This window comes from Bradyrhizobium acaciae, from assembly GCF_020889785.1.
Lineage (GTDB): Bacteria > Pseudomonadota > Alphaproteobacteria > Rhizobiales > Xanthobacteraceae > Bradyrhizobium > Bradyrhizobium acaciae.
Genome location: NZ_JACMYK010000001.1, coordinates 146,450 through 170,450 on the forward strand (window position 1 = coordinate 146,450; position 24,001 = coordinate 170,450).

Consider the following 24,001-nt stretch of genomic DNA (forward strand, 5'->3'; position numbering starts at 1 on the left):
ATAGCGCCACAAGCCTGCTCACGTTGGCTGTGGTGAGATTTTTTTTGATCTCCCGGTGCACACGTCGTGCATACACCGCCTTATAACCAATTGGAAACCTTAAGGTATCCATCCAGTCCATCATCGGGGCCACGGAAAATTGATAATCCTGCGATTTCAATCGGTTACCACATCCTCATCTCGTTCGCCTCCGTTATACTATTTCCGCGGAAATAGTATAGTCGCCGGACGCGCGTGATCGCCGACCGTCGACACGGCAATGAGCGATCCAGGGCATAGCGTTTCCTCCTCCAATCCACCCACGAAGCACGACATATCTGCGAGGCATCGTCACTATGCCCCGTCGAGACTAGGGAGGAACGGCGATCAGAGCAGCAGTGTCGATTTGGACTGACTCGGATTTCGACCCCCCTATCAGATTGGACTTCTTCTGCCCCAATTGCGCGCAAGCAACTGCGCAGTGCACAAGGACTCCGGCACTATGGTCCTATAGTCACGCGATACCGCCAATTCCGAGCGCAAGTCACTCCGCCGCGAGCGCATGCCGTCGCAATGGCAACCCGAGCCGCCGCCCCCACACATCGACCAGTGCTTCAGCCAGCGCGTCGATCTGGCCGACGACTCTCGCCTTAACGACATCCAGCGCGGAAAGGTTCACCGTCATCTGGAGATGCCCGTGCGACGAGAACGGCGTCCACGCACATTCTTCTGCAGCCCGCTCGAACCGCAGCTAACGATGGCACATGACAGCGCTATGCGCGATGAGCTGTTTTATGTAAGCTCACGACATCCCGGCATGTTTGGGAGACAGCGATGAAGTCCTTCTTGCTCGCCTGCGCGGCCGCCATTGTTCTGGCAGCAATTGGGGCCGCAGTTCTGGACCGCGTGCAGGAGCCCGTGCAACAAGCCTTTGCAACGACGGGCGTGCGCCTCTAGTGGGATGCGCCAACGTCTAGGGCTGCGTGCGCCACCTATTCCGCGGCAGTGGGCTGTGTTCGCACATCGTTTGCACCGGTACGCGCATTCTCCTCTTCGAGCCAGAGACTATGGTGCTCCTTCGCCCAGTTGACGTCGACGGTGCCGCTACCCATCGCCTCGAACGCCCCTTCCATGCCTATCGTGCCGATATAGATGTGGGCCAGCATCACCGCCACGAACAGCATCGCCACGGTGGCGTGCACGACCTGCGCGAGCTGCATCCCTTCGATACCGGATAAATAGAACGGGAACATCAGCTCATATCCTGTGGCTGCCACCAGGCCTCCGCCGATGACAACGATCCAATAGATTGCCTTCTGGCCGGCGTTGAAACGATAGGCCGGCGGATGGTCGTGACCCACGATGCCGCCGCCGCGCTTGAGCCAAGCGACATCCACCTTATTCGGGATATTGCCAGCGAGCCACATCAGGAAGATCAGAACGACGCCGATCGTGAACGGGAAGCTCAGGTAATTGTGCGCATACTTCGCCCATTGCGACCATTCGGAAAACGCTTCGGGACCCACCAAGGGCAGAAGCAGCGTACGGCCGAAGGTGACGTTCAATCCCGAAAGCGCGAGAATGATGAAGCAGGTCGCCGTCATCCAGTGCACGAAGCGCTCGACTGAGCTAAAGCGCACGAGGGTCCGGCCCGAACGACCGCTCTGAAGCCGCACCGTGCCCCGGATCAGATAGAAAATGATCAACGCCGCAAGCATGCCAAGAATGGCGATGCCGCCTATCCAGTGTAGCGTCACGTTCCGGAACTCACGCCATTCACGGCCTGCCGGCTGCTCGAGCACGCCGGAACGCTGGTCGGGAATGCTGACGCGTCCCTGGATCCGGTTCAGTTCCTGGAGAAGCTGCTGCTCCTTGACTGAACTCGCCGTCGGGTTGACCTGCTGGGCGATGGACGGTGAAGCCGCGGAGACGAGCAGCAGCAGCAGCACGCCCGTTCCAATCACGAGACGGGCAAATCGCGCAAGGCACACCATCAATTCCTCCCGATTGGGTGATCGCTGGCGATGCGGTTTTTCAAGACTCGATCGTCTCGCGATACGCGGTCTTCCAGCCCCAGGCACCCGAGCCGTAACCGCGCTTCGTCACACGCTCCTTGTAGATCTGGGCAATGATTTCGCCGTCGCCGGCAAGTAACGACTTGGTCGAGCACATCTCCGCGCAGAGCGGTAACTTGCCCTCGGCGAGACGGTTTGCGCCGTATTTCTCGTATTCCGCCTTGCTGCCGTCGGCTTCCGGACCTCCGGCGCAGAAGGTGCACTTGTCCATCTTGCCGCGCGAACCGAAGTTGCCGACCTTCGGATACTGCGGCGCTCCGAACGGACAGGCGTAGAAGCAATAGCCGCAGCCGATGCAAAGGTCCTTGGAATGAAGCACGACACCGTCGGCCGTCGTGTAGATGCAATTCACCGGGCAAACCGCCGCGCATGGGGCGTCGGTGCAGTGCATGCAGGCCATCGAGACGGAACGCTCGCCCGGTTTGCCGTCATTGATGGTGACGACGCGGCGCCGGTTGATGCCCCAGGGCACCTCGTGCTCGTTCTTGCAGGCGGTGACGCAAGCATTGCATTCGATGCAACGGTCGGCGTCGCAGAGGAATTTCATACGTGCCATGGTCGTTGCTCCTTATGCCGCCGCGATCTGGCAGAGGGTGACTTTCGGCTCCTGCATGCCGGTCGCCGGATCGTATCCGTAGGTCGTGATGGTGTTCGCGCTTTCGCCGAGCACGATCGGATCGGTGCCCTTCGGATAATTGCCGCGCAGATCCTTGCCTGCGAACCATCCGCCGAAGTGGAAGGGCATCCAGGCGACCCCCTTGCCGACGCGTTCGGTCACCAGCGCCTTCATCCTCGCGCGCGAATTGTTTTCGGCGCCAGTCACCCAGACCCAGCCGCCATCCTTGATGCCGCGATCGGCGGCATCAGCCGGGCTGATCTCGATGAACATGTCTTGCTGCAATTCGGCAAGCCACGGGTTGGTGCGTGTTTCTTCGCCACCCCCCTCGTATTCGACGAGACGCCCCGACGACAGGATGAGCGGGAATTGCTTCGCGATCCCCTTCTCCACCGCGGCCTTCTGCACGGAGAAACCGATGTTCGGCAGGCGGAATTGCTTGGCATCGGGCAGCGTCGGATATTTCGCGACCAGATCGACGCGCGGCGTGTAGATCGGTTCGCGATGAACCGGAATGGGATCGGGCAGGCCGAACGCGTTCATGCGCGCCTTACCGTTGCCATAGGGCACACAGCCGTGTTTGAGCGCTACACGCTGGATGCCGCCGGACAGATCGAGCGACCATGAGACCGCATCCGGATTGGCGGAGTTGATCCTGATGATGGTGGCCATCTCCGCCTCGCTGAGGTCCTTGTCCCAGCCAAGCTTCTTCAGGCTCGCCAGCGTGAATTCTGGATAACCGTCCTTGATTTCCGAGTCCTTGGAGTAGGAGCCATCCGCAAGCAGGCTCACCTTGCGCGTGGTGCCATCAGGCAGCTTCTCCTCGCGCTCGATGCCGAAGCGCGGACGGAACGTGCCGCCGCCATCCATCACGCTCAGGTTGGTATTGTAGAGCAGCGGAGTGCCGGGATGGCGCACCTCGGGCGAGCCCCAGCACGGCCACGGCAGGCCGTAATAGTCGCCGCCGACTTCCGGATCGTCCTTGGGCGCCCGCATGGTCAGGAAGTCGAACTTGGCCTGGTTCTTCATGTGCGCCTTGAGGCGCTCGGGCGACTGTCCGCAATAGCCGGTGGACCAGCTGCCGCGATTCATTTCTCGCAGGACATCCTCGGCCTCCGGCAGATTGTTCTCGACCTTGATGTTCTTGAACATCTTGTCGGCGAAGCCGCACTTCTTCGCCATCAGATAGATGATCTCGAGATCATCCTTCGATTCGAACACCGGTTTGACGATCTGCTCACCCCACTGCATTGAGCGGTTGGAGGCGACACGCGAACCCTTGCACTCGAATTGCGTGGCAACCGGAAAAACGTAGACGCCATCCTTGCGTCCCGCCTCCACGGAAAGCGATGCCCAAGTGGTCGGATGCGGGTCGGCGATGACAAGCAGTTCAAGCGCCTTGAGGCCGTTGAGGGATTCAGGGATACGGGTGATGCTGTTGGAGGCGTGTCCCTGCACGAATATCGCCCGCACATTGTCCTTCTGTGCGACCTGATCCTTCGGCAGCGTCACCGCATCGAACCAGCGGGTGAGCGGAATGCCGGGGGTTTCCATGATCTGCTTGCTATCGAAGCGGGACTTCAGGAAGTCGTAGTCAACCTCCCAAACCCGTGACCAGTGCTTCCAGGCGCCCTCGGCCAGTCCATAGTAGAACGGCAGCGTGACGATATCGAGCCCGACGTCAGTCGCTCCCTGCACGTTGTCATGGCCGCGGAAGATGTTGGCGCCCATACCCGGTCCGCCGACGTTGCCGGTCATGAGGAGCAGGATGCAACTCGCCCGCACGTTCGCCGTGCCGACTGTCTTCTGGGTTTGGCCCATGGCCCAGATCAGCGTCGACGGCTTTTCGGTCGCAAACATCTTGGCGACACGCTTGAGCTGTTCGCCGGGAATACCGCTGACGCGCTCAACCTCCTCCGGATTCCATTTTTCGACCTCCTTGCGAAGATCGTCGAAACCGTAGACACGCTGCCTGATGAATTCCTTGTCCTCCCAGCCGTTCTGGAGGATGTGCCACATGATGCCGTAGAGCACCGGGATGTCGGTGCCCGGCCGCATGCGGACATATTCAGTCGCGTGCGCCGCGGTTCGCGTCAGACGGGGATCGATCACAATGAAGTTGGCCTTTTGGAGTTCCTTGCCCTCGAGCAAATGCTGCAACGAGACCGGATGCGCCTCAGCCGGATTTCCGCCCATGATCATTTGGGTCTTGGCATTGCGGATATCGTTGTAGCTGTTGGTCATCGCACCGTAGCCCCAGGTATTGGCCACGCCGGTGACGGTCGTCGAATGGCAAATGCGCGCCTGATGGTCGGTGTTGTTGGTGCCCCAGAATGCTCCGAGTTTGCGGAACAGATAGGCGCCCTCATTCGTCATTTTGGCCGAGCCGAGCCAATAAACCGAATCCGGGCCGGATTTCTCGCGAATCTCGAGCAGCTTGTCGCCGATCTCGTTGATCGCCGTCTCCCAAGAGACGCGCGTCCACTGTCCATCCACCAGCTTCATCGGATAACGGAGCCGGCGTTCGCTGTGCACGAGCTCGCGCACGGAAGCGCCCTTCGCACAATGCGATCCGCGATTAATCGGAGAATCCCAACTCGGCTCCTGACCGATCCAGACCCCGTTCAACACCTCCGCGGTCACGGTGCATCCCACCGAGCAATGCGTGCAAATGCTCTTGCGAACCGTCGCCCCGGATGAGAGGGGACCTGCCATTGCCGCTTTAGCCGTCCGCACGCTGCCAGGCGGCAGGGTGCTCAACGCGGCGAGCGCACCGCCCGCAAGACCCGAGCGGCGCAGGAAGGCGCGGCGGTCGAGACCATTCCTTTGCCCGGACAAGCCTGCCGCGATGGATCCGCTTGAGGCGATTTCGGAACGTTGTTGTGTTCTCTTGATCAGCACGGCCGCCTCCCTCACCCGGGATAACGATTGACGCGGTAGTAGGCCTTCACGTGGTCGGTTTCCTTGTAGCGTGCCTTGCGCTTCTCATCGTCGGTCTCGCTGTCGGCTTTTGCGGGCGCGATCAAGGGCGTCGCCAGTGTCGCTCCGGCGCCGATGGCGCCGATTCCGGCCTTACGAAGAAAGTCGCGGCGGCCGGCTGTCGTTTTCCTCTCGTCTCTCATCGCGTTACTCCCGGACCGGCGGCGCCGGTCAGTTGGCGAACGTGAAAGCCTCGGCTTCTATTTCCAGAAAAACCCGTCCGAGCATCCCTACCGATCGGTAGAATCCAGCGCTTTCCGCCTTCTCCATGTCGGCGAACAAACGTCCCATCCAGAGAGAAACGTGCTTTTCGAAGAAGGCGCGTTGTGCATCCGGCGATGCCGAAGGGCCCGCCACCGCAAGCTCCGCCATGATCTCGCACAACGTCCCCGCGTGATCCTCCGGCTCAAAATTGTTCGCCACCCGCTCGATCCCGAGCAGAGCCAGATCGTCGCGCAGGCGCGACAAAGGACGTTCGTTAAGAAAGCCGGTCAGATAATAGGACGCGTAAGGCAGCAACTCGCCGCGGCCGAGACCGACGAACAGATCGAAATATTCGCGCTCGACCTCGGATGCCACGGCAGCCGATGCAGCGTCGGCAAGAGCTGCGTGGGCGCGCCCCAGCGGCGTCGCATCGCCCTTCAACTGCGCGATCTGCTCAAGCAATGCGGCCGACGGCGCGGACCAAAGCAGGTTTGCAAGCAACGCGTATTCCTGGGCACGCGCCGCATCGATCGGATCAACAGCGTCGCCTCCCACGACAGGCCCGTTGTAGAGATCGGGGCGAAGCAACTTGCGCGGGACGCCCGTTACGGTCTCGACCGCGATCACGCGTTGCGCAGGCACCCTGTTCCAGTTCGACACCGAAGGCTGGGCAATACCGATCTTACGGGCGAGCTCGGCGACGCCGCCCGCCGCATCAATTGCACGCTCAAGTCCCGCATCGCGCACGCCGACCTCCCGCTCCAGGGGCCAATTGCGTTTGCAGACGAAAGACTACGGCGCGCCGCGGGATTTGGTCAATCAACTGCCATAGCTTTAGGCTATCGCATTTCGTCGCAGTCTACCGGGGCAGCGCACCGCCATGTGCGCGGCGCGGAACGGAAGTCTCGTCACGCGCAGCTGCCGGTTGCGGTGCAGCAGAACCGGCCGGTAATTCCTCGACCGCGCGCTCCCCGAACCGTTGAGGATTGGTGATTGCCTTCACCGGGCCTGATGACGGCCCAAAATCGGATTGCAGATCAGCCGGTCGCGCCGCCTCTTCGGCCCCTTCCGTGGACGGGTTGGCGAGGCTTTCGGCGGCCTCTGCCACACCCCCGACGATGCGATGGGCGAGCGCGCCGACCCGCTCGGCTGAATAGTCCAATGGGCCGAAACCGGACATGGCGTTCGGGTCGTTGAAGTCCCAGGCGTTCTCCGCCAAACCCACGAAATCGCGGATGGCGGGATCGGCACTCCAGGCACGACGAAGCGCCGCCCGGCTCAACTCCAGCGGAATGCCTTTGCGCAGGAAAGCCGTGATGTCGGTGGCGGCATCAATCGATTCAATGGGCGGCAAGTTCGAAAGATCCGGCTGGGCGAGAGCCGGCACCGCCGGCACAGGATCTGCCGGCGCCGGCGCGCCCGCCTCGACAGCTTGTTCCGGCGCCGGCTCGACGTAATCGGGCTTCGCCTCCTGCTTGCGACGCGACCAGCGCGCCAGAAAATGCTCGTCACTCATTCGTGCTCACCTTCGTGGTGACGCCGCGCAAGCGCCTCCGGGTCGGCGCGTCGCCGCTCGCGCTTGACGAACTCCGTCTCGACGTGGTGCTGCGCAACAAAATTTTCAATCGCCCGACGTAGCACCTCCGGCATAGGCACCGCCTCGACCAGATTGGTACCGGCTTCGGTGCATGCCTCTCCTTCCGCGGGGTCGGCGGTGACTGCCGAAACAACATAAGGCCAGGCGCCGTCGGAAGGCGCCAGTATGATCCAGACACTGGGATCACCGCTGGCGAGATTGTCGCGGTAGCGCGCTGCTTCCGAACGATAGAGATCGACCATCGCGCTCCCGGCATAAAACAGCGTCGTTCCCTCCTGCTCCCGTAAGACGGTCCACGGCGTCATGTCGGGCTCATCCGGCAACACGCCGGTGCCGCGCCAGACAAAATCGATCCACGGGGATTCCGCGCTTACCCGCTCGACCACGACGCCGAGCGGAATGCGCAACAACGGCAGGACGGCGGAACTCACGTCATAGCCTCCAGGTGTTTGATCGGCAGTCCCGTCAACAGATTCTGCGGTTTCATCCGCACAAGCTGATCGGGGCTCATTGCCAGTATCAGATAGACGTCCTCGCGCCCGACGGCGTCGACGACCAGATGTGCATCAGCGAAAGTCACCCGGAATAACGCCAGCACGCGTGCCATCGTTCGGTCATCGAGCGTCTCGCCATGCCACAGCCGGTCGCCGATCCGAGTGGCTTCGGCATCGAGCCCGACATACCAGGCGAGCTTCGCATCGCGCAGGGCGCTGAGCGGCTCGATTGCGACGTCAACCCCGAGCAAATGAGAAATCCAGAGTTTCATGACATCCGCCAGGGCAGCCGGCCCCCGTGTCCCGGTGCTGAAATCGAGCGCAAGATCGAACTGATCACTGCGATGCCAGTAGCTATCGGCATTCGCATCGCCCAAGACGTCGACCCCGGCTCCAGTCGCGCCCCCCAACATGGAGATCAGCGACAACACCGGCGTCGGGCTTCGTCCGCCAATGACTTCCTCGTCACCGAGCAGCAACGACTGCTCGTGCGGCACGACCCGCTGAGGCCGGAAGAACAACTCGGCCGCACGTAACACGAACGAATCCTCGCAGCCATGGAGTGCGTTGCGCAGAATGACGTGCACGAGCTGGTTCAGGAACAGGGGTGGCAGGTTGATAGTTCCTGACCGAACGAGCGCAAGATAGGCCGCTTCCAATGTGGGTTCGCGTAGCAAGAGGTCGCGGAACGCCAGCACGAACTGCCAATTCTCCCGCGCATCCGCATCGGCGATTGCGGCAACCTCTTCCTTGGTAACCGCCCGGCGCGGATCGGCGCGTAGCTCCCGATGCAGCCTGCGTTCGATGTCGCAGGCATCGTCCGGTGGCATCAACTCGGGACGGACGAAATAGGCCTTCAGAAATTGTCCTGTCACAACGAGTCCGCCGCTCGCATTTCGATCGAGCAGGTGGTGGCCGCAAGCGATCCAGAAGTCCCTCATCGCCGTGACGGCTCCGCGCCGATATTCGCAATGTTTAGATCGCTGTCGGGCTCGAGGTCATCCTCGACCTCCATGAACGAGAACGCTTTGCCGTGACGCTGCCCCTCCCGCAGTCGCAACCTGCGAAATGACTCGCGGACCTCGCCATCGTTCGCCGAGCGATGAACGGCGATCAGCGTGCTGACAGGATGGGCGCAGAGTGACTGCGCAAAAGCAACCTCTTCCTCCGCAGCAAGGTGCGCGGTCGCAGGATCCGGCGCGCCAAACTGTTCCACCAGCTGTTGTGCAAGGAGCTCCACCAACGCGCGGCAATCGTTCTCTGACGCAGGGACGATTTGCGCCAGCGTCGACCAGCCCCAGGACTGCACTCCAAGAAAGCCGCTGCGAAACGCCGAACGGGCCTTGCCGCCCAGCTTCGCCGGATCCTGATCGCAAAAGCGGAACGCGCCCGAAACCGCCCATTCTCCGGGCTCCGCGGCCACGTCGAATACGAACCTGTCGGACGGATCGAGCGCGATGGTGCGCAAGAGTCTCACAGGCGCGGCCCTCCGAGGTTTGGATCGAGCCATGAGGGCGACATTAAGCCTCTTCTCAGGTCCTGCCGGACGGTCACTTCCGTCCCGATCCGGCGCGTGATGAGGTCGCCATTGTCAGCTATCAGATGCGTGATCTGCGGCTCACGCGACAGTCGACCCAGGAATTCGCGTGCGATGCCGTCGAATCCATCGGTTTGCCAGCCGTCCAGCGCACGCATCAGATGCCGCGCAAAGCTTTCCGCGACCTGAACCGCGCCGGCCTCGCCGAACCCCTCCTGATCCAGTGCGGCAGCGAGCGGATACAGGCCAGCTTCCGTGTCGGTCATCGCAACGGTCCGGATCATGGCACCGAACACCAGCCAGCGCGGAGGCTTGTCCTCCTTCGCTGATGGCGGCCAGCCAAGCCGTCCGCCGCCAACAAGACCACCGTCGACACGAATCGTATCGGGCCAGTCGATCACGATCGCGCTGTTCGGCGGTGCATAGGCACGCAATGCATCGGTCAGCGCCACCATCCCCGCGTAGAAAGCGCGGCGCGCAGTGCGCAAGGGCTCGCTCGGTTCGAGCACGATTGCGAATTCGGCAAGATCGAACCGCCCCACATAGGTCAGTGTACCTGCCCCACTCGCCTTTGCGATATCGGTTGCGTGGGCAAAGGCGTCACGGCTTTCGCGCAGCCTCACCAGCGTGAATGGCGGAGGCAGATTGATGGGCTCCGAAACCGCAGAGCGCCTGGGGGCTGTCGGTGTCAGTCGGACCTCCAGCTTCCTTTTCCTTTCTCGTGAGAATAACCTAATCGAGCAGAAGGATTGACGCGAGTCTGCTCGCGATCGTTCCCTGCCTCTCGGTGAGATAAGCGGCTGCGCATGTCCGAACCGAAAAAAGCGATCCTGATCTGCTCGTGCGAGGACACCATGCGTCTCGACACGGGCGCGATCAGGCGCGGATGCCGCAAAAGCGAAATCGCCGGATTCCGTCAGCTCTGCCGTGCGGAGCTCGATTATTTTCGCAACGCGGCGAAGGCGGATGGACCACTCATCGTCGGCTGCACCCAGGAGGCGGCGCTGTTTGGCGAGGAAGCGAAGGAGCGTGCCGGGGCGATGGAATTCGTCAACCTTCGGGAGACGGCCGGCTGGTCGGCGGAGGGTGCGAAGGCGGGCCCAAAAATGGCAGCTCTGCTTGCAGCGGCGTCGGAGGCTACGCCCGATTTTCCGTTTGTCACCCTGTCGAGCGAAGGGGTGGTCCTGATCTACGGCTGCGACGAAGTGGCAATCGAAGCCGGCCGACTGCTTGCCGAGCATCTCGACGTGACTGTCATGATCACAAGGCCGGCGCAGATCATGCCGCCGGCAACGACGTCGTTCCCAATCGTCAAGGGAACGATCCGCAACGCCAGCGGCTATCTGGGAGCGTTCGAGCTGACGGTCGATGACTATGCGGCCCCGCGCCCCTCCTCGCGCAACGCACTCGTCTTCGAAGCTCCGCGCAACGACCTGACATCGCGCTGCGACATCGTCCTCGATCTCTCCGGGGGAACGCCACTTTTCTCCGCCCATGAGCTGCGCGACGGCTATCTCCGCGCCGACCCGCGAGATCCGGCTGCGATGCTGCGTGCCGTGCTGAGGGCGCGGGACCTCGTCGGTACCTTCGACAAACCCAAATACGTCAATTTTACCCCCGAGATATGCGTCCATTCTCGGTCGAAATTGACGGGTTGCCATCGATGCCTCGATCTTTGCCCGACCGGAGCGATCACCCCGGATGGCGACCACGTCAGGATCAATGCGGAGGTCTGCGCCGGTTGCGGGCAGTGCGCCGCTGCCTGTCCGACGGGAGCAGCGACCTACGCCTTGCCGCCGGCCGACGTCCTGCTTCACAAATTGCGCGCGACGCTGCTGACCTATCGTGAAGCCGGTGGCTCGAATGCGGTGATCCTGTTTCACGACGGCCAACATGGCACTGCGCTGATTGATGCTCTCGCCCGCCACGGCGACGGGCTTCCTGCCAACGTGCTGCCGTTCACCGTCAACGAGGTGACGCAGGTCGGCCTCGAAGCGATTGCAACCTCCTTTGCCTATGGCGCGGCGGCAATCCGTTTCCTGCTGCGAGCCAAACCGCGGCACGACATCGCCGGTCTTCGCCAAACCATAGCGATGGCCGATGCGATCGTTTCCGGACTTGGATTTTCCGGCAACCGCGTCTCGACGATCGAAACGGACGATCCGGATGCACTGGGGGACGTGCTGCGGGCCATCGAGCCCGCGCCGGTCGTGGAAGCTCCTGCAACCTTCAAGACGGTAGGCAAGCGGCGCGACTTGCTTCGTTTCGCTCTTCGCGAGTTGCATCGCGTTGCGCCTGCCCCGACTGACGTGATTGCCCTGCCGGAAGGCGCGCCGCTCGGGGCGATCAGTGTCAACGTGGATGGCTGCACCCTGTGCCTGGCCTGCGTTTCGGCCTGCCCCACCGGCGCCCTCCGCGACGATCCCGAGCGTCCCGTGCTCAAATTCGTCGAAGATGCCTGCGTGCAATGTGGATTGTGCCAGAGAACCTGCCCGGAAAAGGTCATCACCTTGAAGCCGCAGATCGACTTCCGCGCCACCACCGCTCCAGCCCGGATCATCAAGGAAGAAGAGCCGGCGCTTTGCATTCGCTGCGGCACGCCCTTCGGCGTGAAGAGCACGATCGAGAAGATCGCGGCGAAGCTCGAGGGCCGGCACTGGATGTATCCCACGGGCGACAAGCGGCTGGACGTGGTGAGGATGTGCGCCGACTGTCGCGTCGTCGTCATGAGCGAGCAGCAGTTCGATCCGTTCAACGACATTCCGGAACGCGCTCCGCCCCGGACGACGGATGATTATTTACGCCAGCGAGAAAACAAGGATTAGCCGGAATCACGAACAAGCAATCAATCGATAAGCAACAAATGGGGAGTGCGTTATGTTTCATTGCACAAACGCAAGCATCTTCGCGACCGCGCTGTTTGTTGGTGCCATTGCAATGCAGACCGTGCCGGCAGCGGCTGCCGTATCGAGGGCCGACAAGGTCGCCCTCAAGCGGGCGATCGTTGCCTGCAAGGCGGAAGCGAACGGCAGGAAGATCAAGTGGCTGTCGCGCAGGAAATACGTCAACAATTGCGTCACGGAGGCAATGAAGGAACATCCCAACATGGACGTCTCCACCGTGCTCAGGAACCGTCCGGATTTAACGGATCTTCCGGTCGAGCGATGGCCCGGGTACTAGACCTTCGGCGTCATTTCGATGTCGCGCGCCCGAGAAAATCGGTCAGGGCCTTGCGATCCTCCGCAGATCCAATCCGTTGCTCCGGCATTTTTGTGCCGGGCGTATAGGTGTTCGGACCGAGTTCGAACAATTTCGACACCGTCTCGGGCGTCCATATGATGTTCATGCCCTTGAGGGCGTCCGAGAAGCGATAGCCGGGCAGTGACGCAATCCTGCGCCCATAGAGGCCCGCAAGCGTGGGGCCGGCGCGTTGCGCGTCCTTCCCTGACAGGGTGTGACAGGCGACGCACGCCCTGAACACCTCGGCGCCGTGATCTCCGGCATAGCCGGCAAGCGGATCGCTCGGCTGGGCTTGCGATGCGCCGATGACAGCGCCGGTCCGCGCGTTCCAACGCCGAATCTTACCGTCGGCGCCGCCGGTCAGCAATGTTGCGCTGTCCGGCAAGAACGCGACCGCCCACACGGGCGAACCGGAATCGGCCAGCGTTTGCGCGATGGTCCGCGCTTTGCGATCGATCAAGGCAACGCTGCCGCCAATTCCCGCAGCCGCCACCGACGTGCCGTCCGGAGAGACTGCCAGCGCGACAATAGGCCTCTGCCCGGCTTGCACCTCGCCGCTCTCGTGGCCCTCCGTCGTCAGAAAGTGCAGCTTCCCATCGGCACCGCCCGCGACGATCTCGCCGTCAGGCGCGGCTGCCGCGGCGTTGAGGGGTGATTCCAGCGCAATGACGTTTGGAGTGCCGCCCGCCAATGGCCATATCCTCAGTTCGCGATCGTATCCGACGCTTGCCAGATATCGTCCATCGGGTGTGAATGCGACGCCATTAACCTGCTGCGTATGCCCTTCCAGCACCTGTTGGGCGCCGTCGTCCAGAGACCAGACGCGAACCGTGTGGTCCCAGGAGGCAGAAGCCAGCCTTGCGCCGTCCGGCGAGATGGCGAGTGAAACGACCGGTGCGGTATGGCCCTCGAAAACCTGGTCCGGCTGCTGCCTGCCGAGCGTCCAGATCGCGACCTTCGCATCCGCTCCGGCGGTCACCATTCGCCCATCCTTCAGGAAAGCAACCGCGTTCACCGCACCGGAATGGAAGCGCAGGACCTGCTCGGCGGATTCTGTCTTGAGCGACCATCGAATCGCGGCGGTGTCGAAGCTGCCCGACAGCAGGCTGTTGCCATCGCCGGAGATCGCAATTGCCCGCACCGGCCCGCCGTGACCTGCCAATTGCGCCTGCGCCGACGCCACAAGAAGCGCCAGCAGAGCGGCGGTCGTGCTCAGACTCGTGGCGGTTCCATGGGCCATTCGCGCGCGCTACTCTCGTCAAAGTTGGCAGCAGTTGCCTGCTTCAATGCTGCATCGCAGGAGACAAGATGCACCTGCTACGCAATGCCGCAACGGGCGTTGTCAGCTTGAACCGGATATAGCCTGATCCTATGCTCGATCGTGACACGTCAAGGATGACGTTATGCAAATACGACCAAAAACGTATCTGCATCTCATCTCTCTATGGCGATTGCTTCGCAATGCGATTCCGCCACGCCCTGAGCGTGTGCCCGCCAAAGCATCGCCGGCGCTCATCTTTGCCGCGATCGTGCTGGCGCTCCTCCTCGCCATTCTTGAAATAGACGCTCATCGAGGTGAACTGCAATCGCTTGGTTTGATGGCGGGCGATCAGTTCGTCCCGGCTGCTTTTTGGGGCCCATAAAGCTTGCCGTGCGTCGTTTCCAATCAGCGCCTGGTTTCCCTGGGATACACCAGTGACCGATCCTCGAAGTCCTCGGCCGGCAAACTGTCCATGCTGCGGGCGCTTTGCATGTCATGCAATATCGACGTGCTTGCTGTACCGGCATGCCCGGTCGTCAAGTCGGAGTGTGATCGCGAGATGCCGGTCAGAGCAGCAAGCAGACCGACGGCGGCGGTGAAAGAAGCAACGATCAGAAGCTTCATGCGAAATCTCCCGCTTTGAAATCGAGCAATATCGTGCAGCGATATCCTGCAGCGCTCTGACTAGCGCCAAGCAGGACACCGCGGTGTGAACCGCCTCACAGCTCTCGCGATGTTGAGTTGCGCGCACGCGCCGGTTCCCGATCTGGAACCGGAGGCCGATCGCGGGTAAAATGCTCGCCCAGCGAAGGCTCGTCAGGAACGGAGGAAAAATCTCTCCATTACTTTCCAGGGGCAGAGCATCCGCAGAAGGACGAAGCCCATGAGGAGTCCCACCATCGTCGCCGCACTGGCGATCATGCTCGGCGGCACTGCGCTTTCGTCGGCGCAACAGAATGCACAAGGCGCGGTTGAACTGAGCAACGGCACCAAGGTGTCGCAGACTCCATCGTTACCGAAACTCAAGCTCTCAACCTCTCAGCGTGAGCAGATTCGCAAGGCCGCGCTGACCGAACACAACGAGGTGGAATTCCGGCTGGCAGCCACCAAATCCGCCGAGGACTTCACTCCTGCCGTTGGCGCCAAGATTCCAAAGGGAGTTAAGGCTCAATCGTTGCCGACACCAGTTCTCTCGCAAATGCCTGAGCTGCGTGGCTGCATGTACGTGAAGATGAAGAATCAGGTGCCGATCGTGAACGGCATGAAAAACACAATCGTCGATATCATCTCGGAGACTTAGCCGCTTAATGGCCGTCGCTGCACTCGGCGAGCCGCTGGGCGTGCCGACCGCCGCCTACGACCTGCCGAACAGGCGCTGCCTGATCATCGACCAGATCAGTTGCAGAACGTTCAGGCTCTCAGGTTCGCTTGGCGGCGGTGCGTCGCCCTTCAACATGGCCTCGAGATTAGCCGCGAAAGCGGTTGCAAGGCCGCGCACGACGTCACGAACGATGCTGGAGCGGTTGAACTGCGACAGCATGCCGGTCAGTCGCCAGTTCATGGAGACGACGACGACAGAACCGTTCGCCGGCCCTTCGATCACGCGCCAGCTCGCCTCGCCTTCAGCCGACGACCCAGTGCCCTTGTCGCGCCCGAGGCCGGTCATCTTGCCTTCGCGCGCGGCCGGGTTCAGCGACACGCGCGCTTCGCCGCGGAAGGACGGCTTGATTGGCCCGAGCGCCATCTTGACGCGGCCCTTGATGAGTTCGCCATCGATTTCAGTGATCTCGGCGCCTGGAACGCAAGGCGCCACACGCCGCAGATCGGAGAGCGCGCCCCACACCTCTTCGGGCGGGGCGTTGATGACGATCCGCTCTTCGAGCGAACCGCCCTCGCCCTTGCTCCGGCCTAGCTGGCTTGTCGGCGCCGTTTCGGTAGAACGAATGACCACGTCGGCGCCCAATCGCTCCAGGCGTGTCGCGGCGGCGGCCACGGCGAAAGATTCTGGTGCTTTGCCCAGCGAAACGCTGCGGATCGCCTCGACGATGCCGACATAGCCGGTGCAGCGGCAGATGTTGCCGGACAGCTCCAGACGGATGCGCTTTTCGGAGACTTCGCCCAGACGGCTGACGATGTCGCGCGCGCTGGCAAGCATTCCGGGCGTGCAGAAGCCGCACTGCAGCGCGTGAAACTTACTAAATGCCGCACGCAGTTCGTTCATCAAAAGATCGTTCTCGAAGCCCTCGATGCTGCGCACGTCAGCGCCATCGCAATCGATCGCGAAAGTCAAACAGGCGCGCTGCGGCTTGCCGTCGATCAGCACCGTGCAGGCACCGCACACGCCCTGCTCGCAGCCGAGATGGGTGCCTGTGAGATGCTGATCGCTGCGCAGGAAATCGGCCAGATGAGTCCGTGGCTCGACCTCGGCGGTGACGCTGCGGCCGTTGATCGAAAGCGAAAGCGTCGCCATTTTCAGTGATCCATTCTGGTGGACATCGCCGCGATGGCGCGGCGGACGGCTGTCGCGTGTAGGCGCCGGGCTGCCGGTTCGTGCTCGGGCAGAGCGGCGATGATCTCCTGATCGAGACCGTCAAGAGCTTCGGACATGGGATCGGCGGCCAGCGCCGCTGCGGTCCCGGGCAGCAACTTCGGCGGGCCATCGGTTGCGCCGACGACGATGCGGCATATATTCCGGGCCGGATCGTGGATCACAGCGCCGAGCGCATGGGCGAACTCGCCCGCCTTGCGGCAGATTTTGTAGTAGCCCCAGCGCGCCTGCGCCGAGAGCCGGGGCACCTCGACCGCAACCAGCACTTCATCCGAAGCAAGCTGCGTCAGAAACGCGCCCTGCAGGAAACTATCCGCGGCGACATGCCGCCGCTTGCCGCCCGCGCCTTCGCAGACCAGCGTCGCACCGAGCACCGCCATGGTGGATACCCAATCGGCCGCGGGATCGGCGTGGGCCAGGCTGCCGCCGATGGTACCGCGATTGCGCACCGCCCGATAGGCGATGCCACGCGCGACGTGCCGCATCAAGCCGCGAGTCGGATCTTCGAATACGCCGTCTTCGATCTCCGCGTGAGTCCAGCCGACGCCGATCGCCACTACCGAGTCATCGGCCGCAAGCGACCGCAGCCCTTCGGCGCGTTTGATGTCGATCAGCAACTGTGAGCGAGCCAACCGCAGGTTCAGCATCGGCGTCAGCGACTGGCCGCCTGCGAGGATCTTGGCATCATCCTTGGCCGCGAGAAGGTCCACCGCTTCGCGCACCGAGCGGACACGGACATAATCGAAAGCAGCCGGCTTCATGCGTCGGCCCCGGCCAGCGCGCCGACATGGCCTTTGGCGGCTTCGATCGCCGCCAGCACGCGCTTCGGCGATGCCGGCGCGTCGCGCACCTGGGCATGCAACGGCGCCAGCGCATCGTTGATGGCGTTGATGATCGCGGCCGGCGGCGCAATCGCCCCGCCCTCGCCGACCCCCTTGATGCCGAACTTGGTGTAGGGCGACAGCGTCTCGCGATGCGCGATGCGGAACTTCGGTAGCTCGACCGGCCCCGGCAGCAGATAATCGATCAGCGTCGACGCCAGCGGCTGGCCGTTGGCATCGTACGGGCTCTCCTCGAACAACGCGGTGCCGACACCCTGCGCGGCACCGCCGTAGGTCTGACCCTCCACGATCATCGGATTGACCATGCGGCCGCAATCTTCGACGATGACATAGTCGAGGATTTCGACCAGGCCGGTCTCTGCATCGACGGCGACTTGCACGGCATGGCTGGCGTAAGAGAACAGTCCGCCATCGACATCCGGTTTATAGCCTTCGGTCGCCTCCAGCCCGCCGCGGTCCACATCTTCCGGAAGCTGCTCTGGCCGGAAGTACCAGGCCCGGCCGACATCCGCGTAGGACAGGCTGGCGTTACCTGCATAGATTCGGCCGTCACGGAACGTGACCGCGTCCGGCGCGACCTGCAGCAGATGCGCGGCGATCGCCTTGATGCGCGATGCCACCACCTCGCCGGCGCGCCCCACCGCGCCGCCCGCCATGACGATGCCGCGCGATGCATAGGCGCCAGTCGAGAACGGCGTCGTCGCGGTGTCGCCGAGCGTGACCCGAATGTCGCGCAGCGGCACGCCCGTAACTTCACAAGCGACCTGCGCCAGCGTCGTTTCTAGGCCCTGGCCAATCGTGTGAATGCCGGAACGGACCTCCAGCGCGCCATCCGGCGTCAGCTTGACGAACGCCTGATCATAACCCGGCACAAACGGCAGGCCCCAGGCGGCAAAAACCTTGGTGCCGTGCGCGGACTGCTCGGTGTAGCTGGCGAAGCCGATGCCGAGATAGCGGCCGCGTGCGTCTCGCCGCGCGCCGGCCCGGAAGGCATCAAGCCCGATCATCTCCTTGGCGCTCAGCAACGCCGCCGGGTAGTCGCCGGAATCGTAATGCTTGTTGGTGATGTTGGTGTATGGCATCGCCGAACCGGGGACCAGATTCTCGGCGCGAACTTCCCACGCCTCGCGGCCGACTGCCTTGGCGATGGCGTCGATCACCTGCTCCATCGCGAAGCACACGCCTGGACGGGCGACGCCGCGATACGGCGCGAAGGGCGGCTTATTGGTTGCGACCGAGTAGGTCTGCACCCGATACGCCGTGAGATGATAAGGCCCCGGCAGATTTCCGCCGGCCTGCGCGGCCTCGAGGCAGGCGGTGAAAGGCCACACCGAATATGCGCCGACATCCACCGAGACTTCAGCGTCCATGCCGAGCAGCCGGCCCTGCTGATCCGCATAAGCCTTGATGTGATACTGATGCTGGCGCGCATTGGCGCCGGCGACCAGATGTTCGCGGCGGTCCTCGATCCAGCGAAACGGCGTCTTGTAAGACAGCGCCAGCCAGGCGACCGCGACCTCTTCGGGCTGTAGCAGGCATTTGTAGCCGAAGCCGCCACCGACGTCCGGCGCGATAATACGAACCATCGCCTGCGGCAGACCCAGGCATTCCGCGAGACCGGCCCGGATCAGATGTGGCACTTGCGTCGACGTGTGCACCACGAGCTGGGCGGCCCGATGATCCCAGTGCGCCACCACGCCCTTGCCTTCGAGCGGATGCATCGTCTGGCGCGCCGTCGAGATGTCGAGCTCGACTTTGATGGGCGCATCGGCGACGGCCGGATCGAGCCCGCTGTCGAACGAGGTTTCGAGGAAGAGATTATCGCCCCACTGCGGATGCAGCAGCGCCGCGCCGGCCGCGCGGCCGGAATCGCACGACATGATTGCCGGAAGCTCGTCGTATTGAACGTCGATGGTTTCCGTGAGGTCTTCGGCCAGTGCGCGGCTCGCGGCGACGCACATCGCCACTGGCTCGCCGACGAACCGGACGCGCTCACGCGCCAGCACCGGATAGTCCGATACTTTATATCCGGGGATCGACGAGCGGGTGACGATCGGCAACGCGCCCGTCAGGTCGTCATGGAAAAAGATGGCGCCATCGGAGCGGGACGGCTTGCTGCGCGACAGGATAACGGCGTGCGCCACCGGGCTGCGCAGGAAAGCGACGTCCTGCAGGCCGGCCATCGCCAGGTCCCCGACGAACTGGCCGCGGCCATGAAGATGCCGCGCGTCTTCCTTGCGAAGCGCGCGCGCACCGATCCCCTCGCCGTTGACCGAGCTGCCGCTCATTTCGACTCCCTATTCTTCGACCCTGGTAGCGCCCGCGAACGAGCAGCGCAGCGATTCAAACCGGCAGGCACAGCGCGTTCGGCACCAAGAGATTATCGTACACGCAGTGGCGCTTGGCGAGACGCAAGCCGTCCGGTTCCCGCCTGAACACGTCGTGATAGACGCCGACCTGATGCAGCGTCGCATCCGGTCGATCGAACAGCACCTGCAGCACCACGTAGTTCGCCCGCGCCCGGATGGCGCCGTCGGGCTCGACGCCGAGAACCTGCGTGTTGCTGACGATGTGCCGCAAATAGCGCGGCGCGAACATCGCGGTCTTTTCCAGCGCGAACGCCCGATCGAAGATCATTGGCCGGCCTTCGCAATAGATCAGCCCGACCGGCAGACCGCTGTCGTGATTCTCACGCGACAGGACGACATAGCTGGCGTCTTCGGTGAACATCTCGCTCCAATCGACCAGACGCTGGGCATCGAGGGCGGCCGCGTAGGCGGCGTTGAAATCGTCGACTTCGGCGCGCAGCAACAGCCGCTCGATCTGAGCGTCTCGGTCATCGGTGGGGTGGGGTCTGATTTCTAAGGCAAGAGACATGTTCGTCATCCTCAGGCGGGTTACTTGAGCGGCCACATCAGCAGCGCGCTCAGAGCTCCATCACTTCGCGCCAGTAGCGATACATTCCGCGGATCGCGGCTTCGGAGATCAGCGTATCCGAGGTGCCGTCGTTGCCGGGATCGAGCTCGATGACGTGCTCGCCGTCCGGCACCGAGATCATGCCGTCCTGCACGAACTTGATCGCCTCGTTGTCTTCAAGCCCGAGGAAGCCGGCCGGCCCCATCAGATTGCCTTGGCGCAGGCGATGACGGGTCATCTCTTCATCGTCGTCTTCGAAGCCGAACATCGTCCACTTCATGATGAACTCGTTGGGGCCGGTCGGCACGATCTGGCGGATACCCAGGGTGTTCATCTCGCGCTGGACGATGAGGTTCGGCCACACGGTGATCATCGTCACCGACCACGGGCTGTTGAACTCGTCGACGAATTTCATGAAGCGCGGATCGGACAGCGACATGCCTTCCTTGTAGGCCCGCATCTCCCTCTTGGTGTCCGCCGCCAAATTGGTGGTGTCGGACTTGGCCGACGCCATGACGCCGTGCCGACCCGACGCGTCGGCCAGCATCAGCGACTTGTTACCAGCCACCAGCAGCCCGAACGTCACCAGGAAGGTGTGCAGCAGCGTGGCGTGGTACGGGTCCTTGAGGTTCTCGTGGTAGAGCTTCCAATTGCCCGGCAGGCTGTGGCGATAGTGACCGAGCACGCGCGGCTTGCGGCCGTCGAAGGTCGCTTCGAATTCGGCCAGCACTTCGGGGCCGAGATAATCGGTGAGCTGCTCCATGTCGTCGCAATAGGACGCGAACACCACGCCGCGATGGGTTGTGACGTTGAGACGCTTCAGCCCGTGCTCGGAGGTCTTGAAGTCCTTCGGCATGCCGCCGGCGCCGTTGACTCCGCGGCGGAACGGCACGCCGGCAAGATTGCCCTTCAGGTCGTACGACCACTGGTGATACGGGCAGACGAATTCCTTGGCAGAACCGCGCAGATCGCGGCAGAACTCGGCGGCGCGGTGCGAGCAGCGGTTCTCGAACACGTTGATCGAGCCGTCCTCGGCGCGCGCCACCACCACCGGGGTCGGACCGACATTGGAGCGGATGAAGTCGCCGGGGTTGCGGACTTCGTCTTCCAGCGCGACATAGTTCCAAGAATGACCGTGGAAGATCTTCTCCACCTCGCGTTTGTAGATCGACTCATCGGTGTAGACCCAGTCGGGCACGCGCGTCAGGCCCGCGGCCGGCCAGTGATAGGTCTTCTCGGCGGCGGCTTGCCCGGACGCAGCCGGCATCTTGATCAGAGAGTTCATCATCTCCTCCTGCGAATTCTCATCCTGAGACAAAATCACTGCGTCCACGAGCGCCGGGTCGAACGGCACACCGCTCGCGAGCTCGGCGCGACCAACCCGGATCGCTGGCGGCAACGAGAACGCCACCAGGCCGGTCAGCCGCCGTGTTGCCGGTTCGAACGTCCGGTAGATCGTGCCCTTGGCGGCATCCTCCCCGGTCCGAGCCACGGCATCCCCGCTTGTCGGAATGCCCAGCACCTGAATGTTGAGGCCGAACTGATCCGTCCAGAACCACGGCAGAGCGGCCTGCTCGCCTGCCTCCGCGGCGCCCGCAATTGCGCGGCCGGCAGCAGCGCCTTGTTGCTCGGCGTTGTGCCAGCTCTCCAGGCGGATTCGGCGACCGCGGACCTCGGCGTGGTGCAGGGCGCAATCACCGGCGGCCCAGATATTAGCAACGCTGGTGCGTCCAGCCGCATCGACCACGACGCCGTTCTGGACATCGCAGCCGGCCTGCACGGCAAGCGCCGTCTCCGGCTCAAGGCCGACGGCCATGACAACGAGATCGGCGGAGATCGTTCCGTGGTTGGTCCGCACGGAGAGCCGGCCGTCCGACTGCGAGATGGCTTCGACCGAGGTCGAGACTCGCACTTCTACGCCATGCGTCTCGGCGAGGCTCCGGAACGCGCGGCCGAGCGGCGCCGGCATCACGCGCGACATCAATTCCGGCTCGCGCTCGAGCACGACGATCGAACAGCCGAGTTCGACGGCTGCGGAAGCCAACTCCAGACCGATGAAGCCGCCGCCGACGATGGCGACTTTTTTCGCAAGGCGGAGCGCTTCGCCGAGCGCCAGCGACTCTTCATAAGTGCGTAGCGACATCACGCCGGGCAGATCGGCGCCTGGAATGTCGAGAGCCCTGGCGCGACCGCCGGTGGCGATAAGCAGTTCGTCATAGGCAAGCGTCTCCCCATTGCTCAGCGCAACGAGGCGATTGGCGACATCGATCGAGACGACTGTGGTCTGCAGATGAGCGGTCACGCCGAGCGCCGTCAAATCGGCCGGACGCAGGCGAGCGCAGGCCTCATGCTGCGTGGTGCCGAGCAGCACGCCCTTCGACAACGGCGGCCGTTCGTAGGGCAGATGTGTCTCGGCCCCCACCAGATCGATCGAGCCGATGAACCCCGCCTCGCGCAGCGCGCGGATCGCTGCGGCGGACGCCTGACCCGCACCGGCGATCACCGCGCGCTTGACCGACGGTGCCGGCACCACGCTGTTAAGCGCGGCCTCGCTGGCGACATCCGCCGCCGCGCCGTCAAGGTCGACATAGACCGAGTCGCCCTCGATCTTCACCGCATAGGTTCTCACGGGCTCGGTCAGCGGCGCGCAAAGCGCGGCGCCGGTGCGGATGTCGAACAGGCCCTGGTGCAGCGGGCATTCGATCTTGCCGTCCTCGACATAGCCATCGGCGAGGAACGCCAGCGCATGGGTACAAATGCCGTGGGTCGCAAACACCTCGTCGCCAAGCCGATACAAGGCCACTGGGACGCCGCCAATATCGACGCCGGTGACGCCTTCGGCGCGGAGTTCGCTCCGCGCGATCGCAAACTGCCAACTCATCGTCTCATCCTCGCAGCAGACTCTCCAGTCCTGACCGGCCCTAGTGGCCGGTCGCCTTTCGCTGGCTGGCGTGCCAGGGCAGCGCCATCCGTTCGATGACATCCAGCGCGCCGATCAGGGCCACGCCGAGCAGCGACAGGATGAAGATCGCGGCGAACACCCGCGGGGTGTCGAACGAACCCTGCGCGGTGAGGATCGCGAAGCCCAGGCCCTTCTGCGACGACACGAATTCGCCGACGATTGCACCGACCAGCGACAGCGACAACGCGACTTTGAAGCCAGCGAACATGTGCGGCAGCGCGCAGTACATCTTGATGCGCAACAGCACCTTTAGCCGCGAGCCACGCAGCACCTTGGCGAGGTCGAGTTGATCCGGCGGCACCGAATGCAGACCGAGCGCGGTATCGATAACGATCGCGAACACGGCGATCAGCGCCGCGATCGCGATCTTCGGCTCTGCGCCGGTGCCGAACCAGATGATGAACAACGGCGCGATCGCCACCTTCGGCACGCTGTTGAGCGCGATGAACAGCGGAAACAGCAAGCGATCGAGCAGCGGCCACTCGACGATCGCGATCGCGAATACGACCCCAACGATCACTGCCAGTCCGAAACCCAGCAAGGCGACGCCGACGGTGAACACCGCCTGCTCGGCGAACCACGCCGGCTCTGAAGCGAGTTCACGGAATATAGACGAGGGTGACGGCAGAATGATCGGACGCACCGCGCCAATATCTGTGGCGAGTTCCCACAGCAGCAGGAACGCCAGCGCGCCGAGCAGCGGAATTCCGAAACGCTTCAGTGTGTTCGTCTGCATCTGAACTCCCGATGG

24 protein-coding genes are annotated in these 24,001 nt (G+C 63.1%); 5 read left to right on the forward strand and 19 right to left on the reverse strand.

Translation table 11 applies throughout. The features are described 5' to 3' along the window. Nucleotides 1-523 precede the first annotated feature (523 nt). The gene (locus tag H8A92_RS00680; protein ID WP_229193915.1) at nucleotides 524-664 is read right to left on the reverse strand and encodes a hypothetical protein; all 141 of its coding nucleotides are present in this window, start codon (nucleotides 662-664) and stop codon (nucleotides 524-526) included. A gap of 149 nt (nucleotides 665-813) precedes the next feature. On the opposite strand from H8A92_RS00680, the gene H8A92_RS40725 reads away from it, so the two are divergent. Next, nucleotides 814-936, forward strand: a complete 123-nt coding sequence (locus H8A92_RS40725; RefSeq protein ID WP_274613181.1) for a hypothetical protein — start codon at nucleotides 814-816, stop codon at nucleotides 934-936. A 35-nt stretch (nucleotides 937-971) separates the two neighbouring features. Here the strand turns inward: H8A92_RS40725 and H8A92_RS00685 are convergent, their stop codons facing one another. The 10 genes from H8A92_RS00685 to H8A92_RS00730 form a co-directional block, all read right to left on the reverse strand. Further along, a complete protein-coding gene (locus H8A92_RS00685; protein ID WP_229193916.1) occupies nucleotides 972-1,973 on the reverse strand; it encodes a formate dehydrogenase subunit gamma in 1,002 nt (333 codons plus the stop codon). A gap of 40 nt (nucleotides 1,974-2,013) precedes the next feature. Next, nucleotides 2,014-2,610: a formate dehydrogenase FDH3 subunit beta gene (gene fdh3B / locus H8A92_RS00690; protein ID WP_229193918.1), complete on the reverse strand. Its 597-nt coding sequence runs from the start codon at nucleotides 2,608-2,610 to the stop codon at nucleotides 2,014-2,016. Nucleotides 2,611-2,622: 12 nt separating this feature from the next. Continuing rightward, nucleotides 2,623-5,571: a formate dehydrogenase subunit alpha gene (locus tag H8A92_RS00695; RefSeq protein ID WP_229193920.1), complete on the reverse strand. Its 2,949-nt coding sequence runs from the start codon at nucleotides 5,569-5,571 to the stop codon at nucleotides 2,623-2,625. Nucleotides 5,572-5,582: 11 nt separating this feature from the next. Then, nucleotides 5,583-5,792, reverse strand: a complete 210-nt coding sequence (locus H8A92_RS00700; protein ID WP_229193921.1) for a twin-arginine translocation signal domain-containing protein — start codon at nucleotides 5,790-5,792, stop codon at nucleotides 5,583-5,585. Nucleotides 5,793-5,820: 28 nt separating this feature from the next. Further along, nucleotides 5,821-6,600 (reverse strand): molecular chaperone TorD family protein, encoded by a 780-nt coding sequence (locus H8A92_RS00705; RefSeq protein ID WP_229193923.1) that lies wholly within the window; start codon nucleotides 6,598-6,600, stop codon nucleotides 5,821-5,823. Nucleotides 6,601-6,712: 112 nt separating this feature from the next. After that, nucleotides 6,713-7,369, reverse strand: a complete 657-nt coding sequence (locus H8A92_RS00710; protein WP_229193925.1) for a DUF3306 domain-containing protein — start codon at nucleotides 7,367-7,369, stop codon at nucleotides 6,713-6,715. Continuing rightward, nucleotides 7,366-7,881 (reverse strand): DUF3305 domain-containing protein, encoded by a 516-nt coding sequence (locus H8A92_RS00715; protein ID WP_229193927.1) that lies wholly within the window; start codon nucleotides 7,879-7,881, stop codon nucleotides 7,366-7,368. Before H8A92_RS00715 ends, H8A92_RS00710 begins: the two co-directional genes overlap by 4 nt. Continuing rightward, the gene (locus tag H8A92_RS00720; protein WP_229193928.1) at nucleotides 7,878-8,885 is read right to left on the reverse strand and encodes a DUF6352 family protein; all 1,008 of its coding nucleotides are present in this window, start codon (nucleotides 8,883-8,885) and stop codon (nucleotides 7,878-7,880) included. The genes H8A92_RS00715 and H8A92_RS00720 overlap by 4 nt, the downstream gene beginning before the upstream one ends. Continuing rightward, the gene (locus tag H8A92_RS00725) at nucleotides 8,882-9,421 is read right to left on the reverse strand and encodes a DUF6505 family protein (protein WP_229193930.1); all 540 of its coding nucleotides are present in this window, start codon (nucleotides 9,419-9,421) and stop codon (nucleotides 8,882-8,884) included. The genes H8A92_RS00720 and H8A92_RS00725 overlap by 4 nt, the downstream gene beginning before the upstream one ends. Beyond that, nucleotides 9,418-10,449, reverse strand: coding sequence for a biotin/lipoate--protein ligase family protein (locus H8A92_RS00730; protein ID WP_338026486.1), 1,032 nt, complete (start codon nucleotides 10,447-10,449; stop codon nucleotides 9,418-9,420). Before H8A92_RS00730 ends, H8A92_RS00725 begins: the two co-directional genes overlap by 4 nt. Here H8A92_RS00730 and H8A92_RS00735 point away from each other — a divergent pair. Together H8A92_RS00735 and H8A92_RS00740 are read left to right on the forward strand one after the other, a co-directional pair. Continuing rightward, nucleotides 10,336-12,306 (forward strand): 4Fe-4S binding protein, encoded by a 1,971-nt coding sequence (locus tag H8A92_RS00735; protein ID WP_229194051.1) that lies wholly within the window; start codon nucleotides 10,336-10,338, stop codon nucleotides 12,304-12,306. The genes H8A92_RS00730 and H8A92_RS00735 overlap by 114 nt on opposite strands. A gap of 52 nt (nucleotides 12,307-12,358) precedes the next feature. After that, the gene (locus H8A92_RS00740; protein WP_229193934.1) at nucleotides 12,359-12,661 is read left to right on the forward strand and encodes a hypothetical protein; all 303 of its coding nucleotides are present in this window, start codon (nucleotides 12,359-12,361) and stop codon (nucleotides 12,659-12,661) included. Between the two features lie 10 nt (nucleotides 12,662-12,671). Here the strand turns inward: H8A92_RS00740 and H8A92_RS00745 are convergent, their stop codons facing one another. Beyond that, nucleotides 12,672-13,961 carry a c-type cytochrome gene (locus H8A92_RS00745; RefSeq protein ID WP_229193936.1) on the reverse strand — a complete coding sequence of 430 codons (1,290 nt, stop codon included), beginning with the start codon at nucleotides 13,959-13,961 and terminating at the stop codon, nucleotides 12,672-12,674. Nucleotides 13,962-14,124: 163 nt separating this feature from the next. Between H8A92_RS00745 and H8A92_RS00750 the strand changes: the two genes are divergently transcribed. Next, nucleotides 14,125-14,364, forward strand: a complete 240-nt coding sequence (locus tag H8A92_RS00750; protein WP_229193937.1) for a hypothetical protein — start codon at nucleotides 14,125-14,127, stop codon at nucleotides 14,362-14,364. 23 nt (nucleotides 14,365-14,387) lie between these two features. Here the strand turns inward: H8A92_RS00750 and H8A92_RS00755 are convergent, their stop codons facing one another. Beyond that, the gene (locus H8A92_RS00755; RefSeq protein WP_229193938.1) at nucleotides 14,388-14,606 is read right to left on the reverse strand and encodes a hypothetical protein; all 219 of its coding nucleotides are present in this window, start codon (nucleotides 14,604-14,606) and stop codon (nucleotides 14,388-14,390) included. Nucleotides 14,607-14,865: 259 nt separating this feature from the next. Between H8A92_RS00755 and H8A92_RS00760 the strand changes: the two genes are divergently transcribed. Further along, entirely contained in the window at nucleotides 14,866-15,282 is a 417-nt protein-coding gene (locus H8A92_RS00760; protein WP_229193940.1) for a hypothetical protein, read from the forward strand. A 54-nt stretch (nucleotides 15,283-15,336) separates the two neighbouring features. On the opposite strand, the gene H8A92_RS00765 is transcribed toward H8A92_RS00760, so the two are convergent. The 6 genes from H8A92_RS00765 to H8A92_RS00790 are packed head-to-tail and all read right to left on the reverse strand — an operon-like array spanning nucleotide 15,337 to nucleotide 23,986. Next, complete coding sequence (locus tag H8A92_RS00765) at nucleotides 15,337-16,452, reverse strand: xanthine dehydrogenase family Fe-S subunit (RefSeq protein ID WP_229193941.1); 1,116 nt, start codon at nucleotides 16,450-16,452, stop codon at nucleotides 15,337-15,339. A gap of 2 nt (nucleotides 16,453-16,454) precedes the next feature. Further along, nucleotides 16,455-17,291, reverse strand: coding sequence for an FAD binding domain-containing protein (locus tag H8A92_RS00770; RefSeq protein WP_229193942.1), 837 nt, complete (start codon nucleotides 17,289-17,291; stop codon nucleotides 16,455-16,457). Continuing rightward, nucleotides 17,288-19,660, reverse strand: coding sequence for a xanthine dehydrogenase family protein molybdopterin-binding subunit (locus H8A92_RS00775; RefSeq protein WP_229193943.1), 2,373 nt, complete (start codon nucleotides 19,658-19,660; stop codon nucleotides 17,288-17,290). The genes H8A92_RS00770 and H8A92_RS00775 overlap by 4 nt, the downstream gene beginning before the upstream one ends. A 55-nt stretch (nucleotides 19,661-19,715) precedes the next feature. After that, nucleotides 19,716-20,285 carry an aromatic-ring-hydroxylating dioxygenase subunit beta gene (locus H8A92_RS00780; RefSeq protein WP_229193944.1) on the reverse strand — a complete coding sequence of 190 codons (570 nt, stop codon included), beginning with the start codon at nucleotides 20,283-20,285 and terminating at the stop codon, nucleotides 19,716-19,718. 13 nt (nucleotides 20,286-20,298) lie between these two features. After that, nucleotides 20,299-23,169 carry an FAD-dependent oxidoreductase gene (locus H8A92_RS00785; RefSeq protein ID WP_229193945.1) on the reverse strand — a complete coding sequence of 957 codons (2,871 nt, stop codon included), beginning with the start codon at nucleotides 23,167-23,169 and terminating at the stop codon, nucleotides 20,299-20,301. Between the two features lie 40 nt (nucleotides 23,170-23,209). Further along, nucleotides 23,210-23,986, reverse strand: coding sequence for an ABC transporter permease (locus H8A92_RS00790; RefSeq protein ID WP_229193946.1), 777 nt, complete (start codon nucleotides 23,984-23,986; stop codon nucleotides 23,210-23,212). Between the last annotated feature and the right edge of the window lie 15 nt (nucleotides 23,987-24,001).

What these genes read in the sequence shown, in the direction of transcription:
- H8A92_RS00680 (WP_229193915.1), bottom strand. Translation starts at nt 664, where the DNA reads ATGACGGTGAACCTTTCCGCGCTGGATGTCGTTAAGGCGAGAGTCGTC.
- H8A92_RS40725 (WP_274613181.1), top strand. Translation starts at nt 814, where the DNA reads ATGAAGTCCTTCTTGCTCGCCTGCGCGGCCGCCATTGTTCTGGCAGCA.
- H8A92_RS00685 (WP_229193916.1), bottom strand. Translation starts at nt 1,973, where the DNA reads ATGGTGTGCCTTGCGCGATTTGCCCGTCTCGTGATTGGAACGGGCGTG.
- fdh3B (WP_229193918.1), bottom strand. Translation starts at nt 2,610, where the DNA reads ATGGCACGTATGAAATTCCTCTGCGACGCCGACCGTTGCATCGAATGC.
- H8A92_RS00700 (WP_229193921.1), bottom strand. Translation starts at nt 5,792, where the DNA reads ATGAGAGACGAGAGGAAAACGACAGCCGGCCGCCGCGACTTTCTTCGT.
- H8A92_RS00710 (WP_229193925.1), bottom strand. Translation starts at nt 7,369, where the DNA reads ATGAGTGACGAGCATTTTCTGGCGCGCTGGTCGCGTCGCAAGCAGGAG.
- H8A92_RS00720 (WP_229193928.1), bottom strand. Translation starts at nt 8,885, where the DNA reads ATGAGGGACTTCTGGATCGCTTGCGGCCACCACCTGCTCGATCGAAAT.
- H8A92_RS00735 (WP_229194051.1), top strand. Translation starts at nt 10,336, where the DNA reads ATGCGTCTCGACACGGGCGCGATCAGGCGCGGATGCCGCAAAAGCGAA.
- H8A92_RS00740 (WP_229193934.1), top strand. Translation starts at nt 12,359, where the DNA reads ATGTTTCATTGCACAAACGCAAGCATCTTCGCGACCGCGCTGTTTGTT.
- H8A92_RS00745 (WP_229193936.1), bottom strand. Translation starts at nt 13,961, where the DNA reads ATGGCCCATGGAACCGCCACGAGTCTGAGCACGACCGCCGCTCTGCTG.
- H8A92_RS00750 (WP_229193937.1), top strand. Translation starts at nt 14,125, where the DNA reads ATGCAAATACGACCAAAAACGTATCTGCATCTCATCTCTCTATGGCGA.
- H8A92_RS00755 (WP_229193938.1), bottom strand. Translation starts at nt 14,606, where the DNA reads ATGAAGCTTCTGATCGTTGCTTCTTTCACCGCCGCCGTCGGTCTGCTT.
- H8A92_RS00760 (WP_229193940.1), top strand. Translation starts at nt 14,866, where the DNA reads ATGAGGAGTCCCACCATCGTCGCCGCACTGGCGATCATGCTCGGCGGC.
- H8A92_RS00765 (WP_229193941.1), bottom strand. Translation starts at nt 16,452, where the DNA reads ATGGCGACGCTTTCGCTTTCGATCAACGGCCGCAGCGTCACCGCCGAG.
- H8A92_RS00770 (WP_229193942.1), bottom strand. Translation starts at nt 17,291, where the DNA reads ATGAAGCCGGCTGCTTTCGATTATGTCCGTGTCCGCTCGGTGCGCGAA.
- H8A92_RS00775 (WP_229193943.1), bottom strand. Translation starts at nt 19,660, where the DNA reads ATGAGCGGCAGCTCGGTCAACGGCGAGGGGATCGGTGCGCGCGCGCTT.
- H8A92_RS00785 (WP_229193945.1), bottom strand. Translation starts at nt 23,169, where the DNA reads ATGAGTTGGCAGTTTGCGATCGCGCGGAGCGAACTCCGCGCCGAAGGC.
- H8A92_RS00790 (WP_229193946.1), bottom strand. Translation starts at nt 23,986, where the DNA reads ATGCAGACGAACACACTGAAGCGTTTCGGAATTCCGCTGCTCGGCGCG.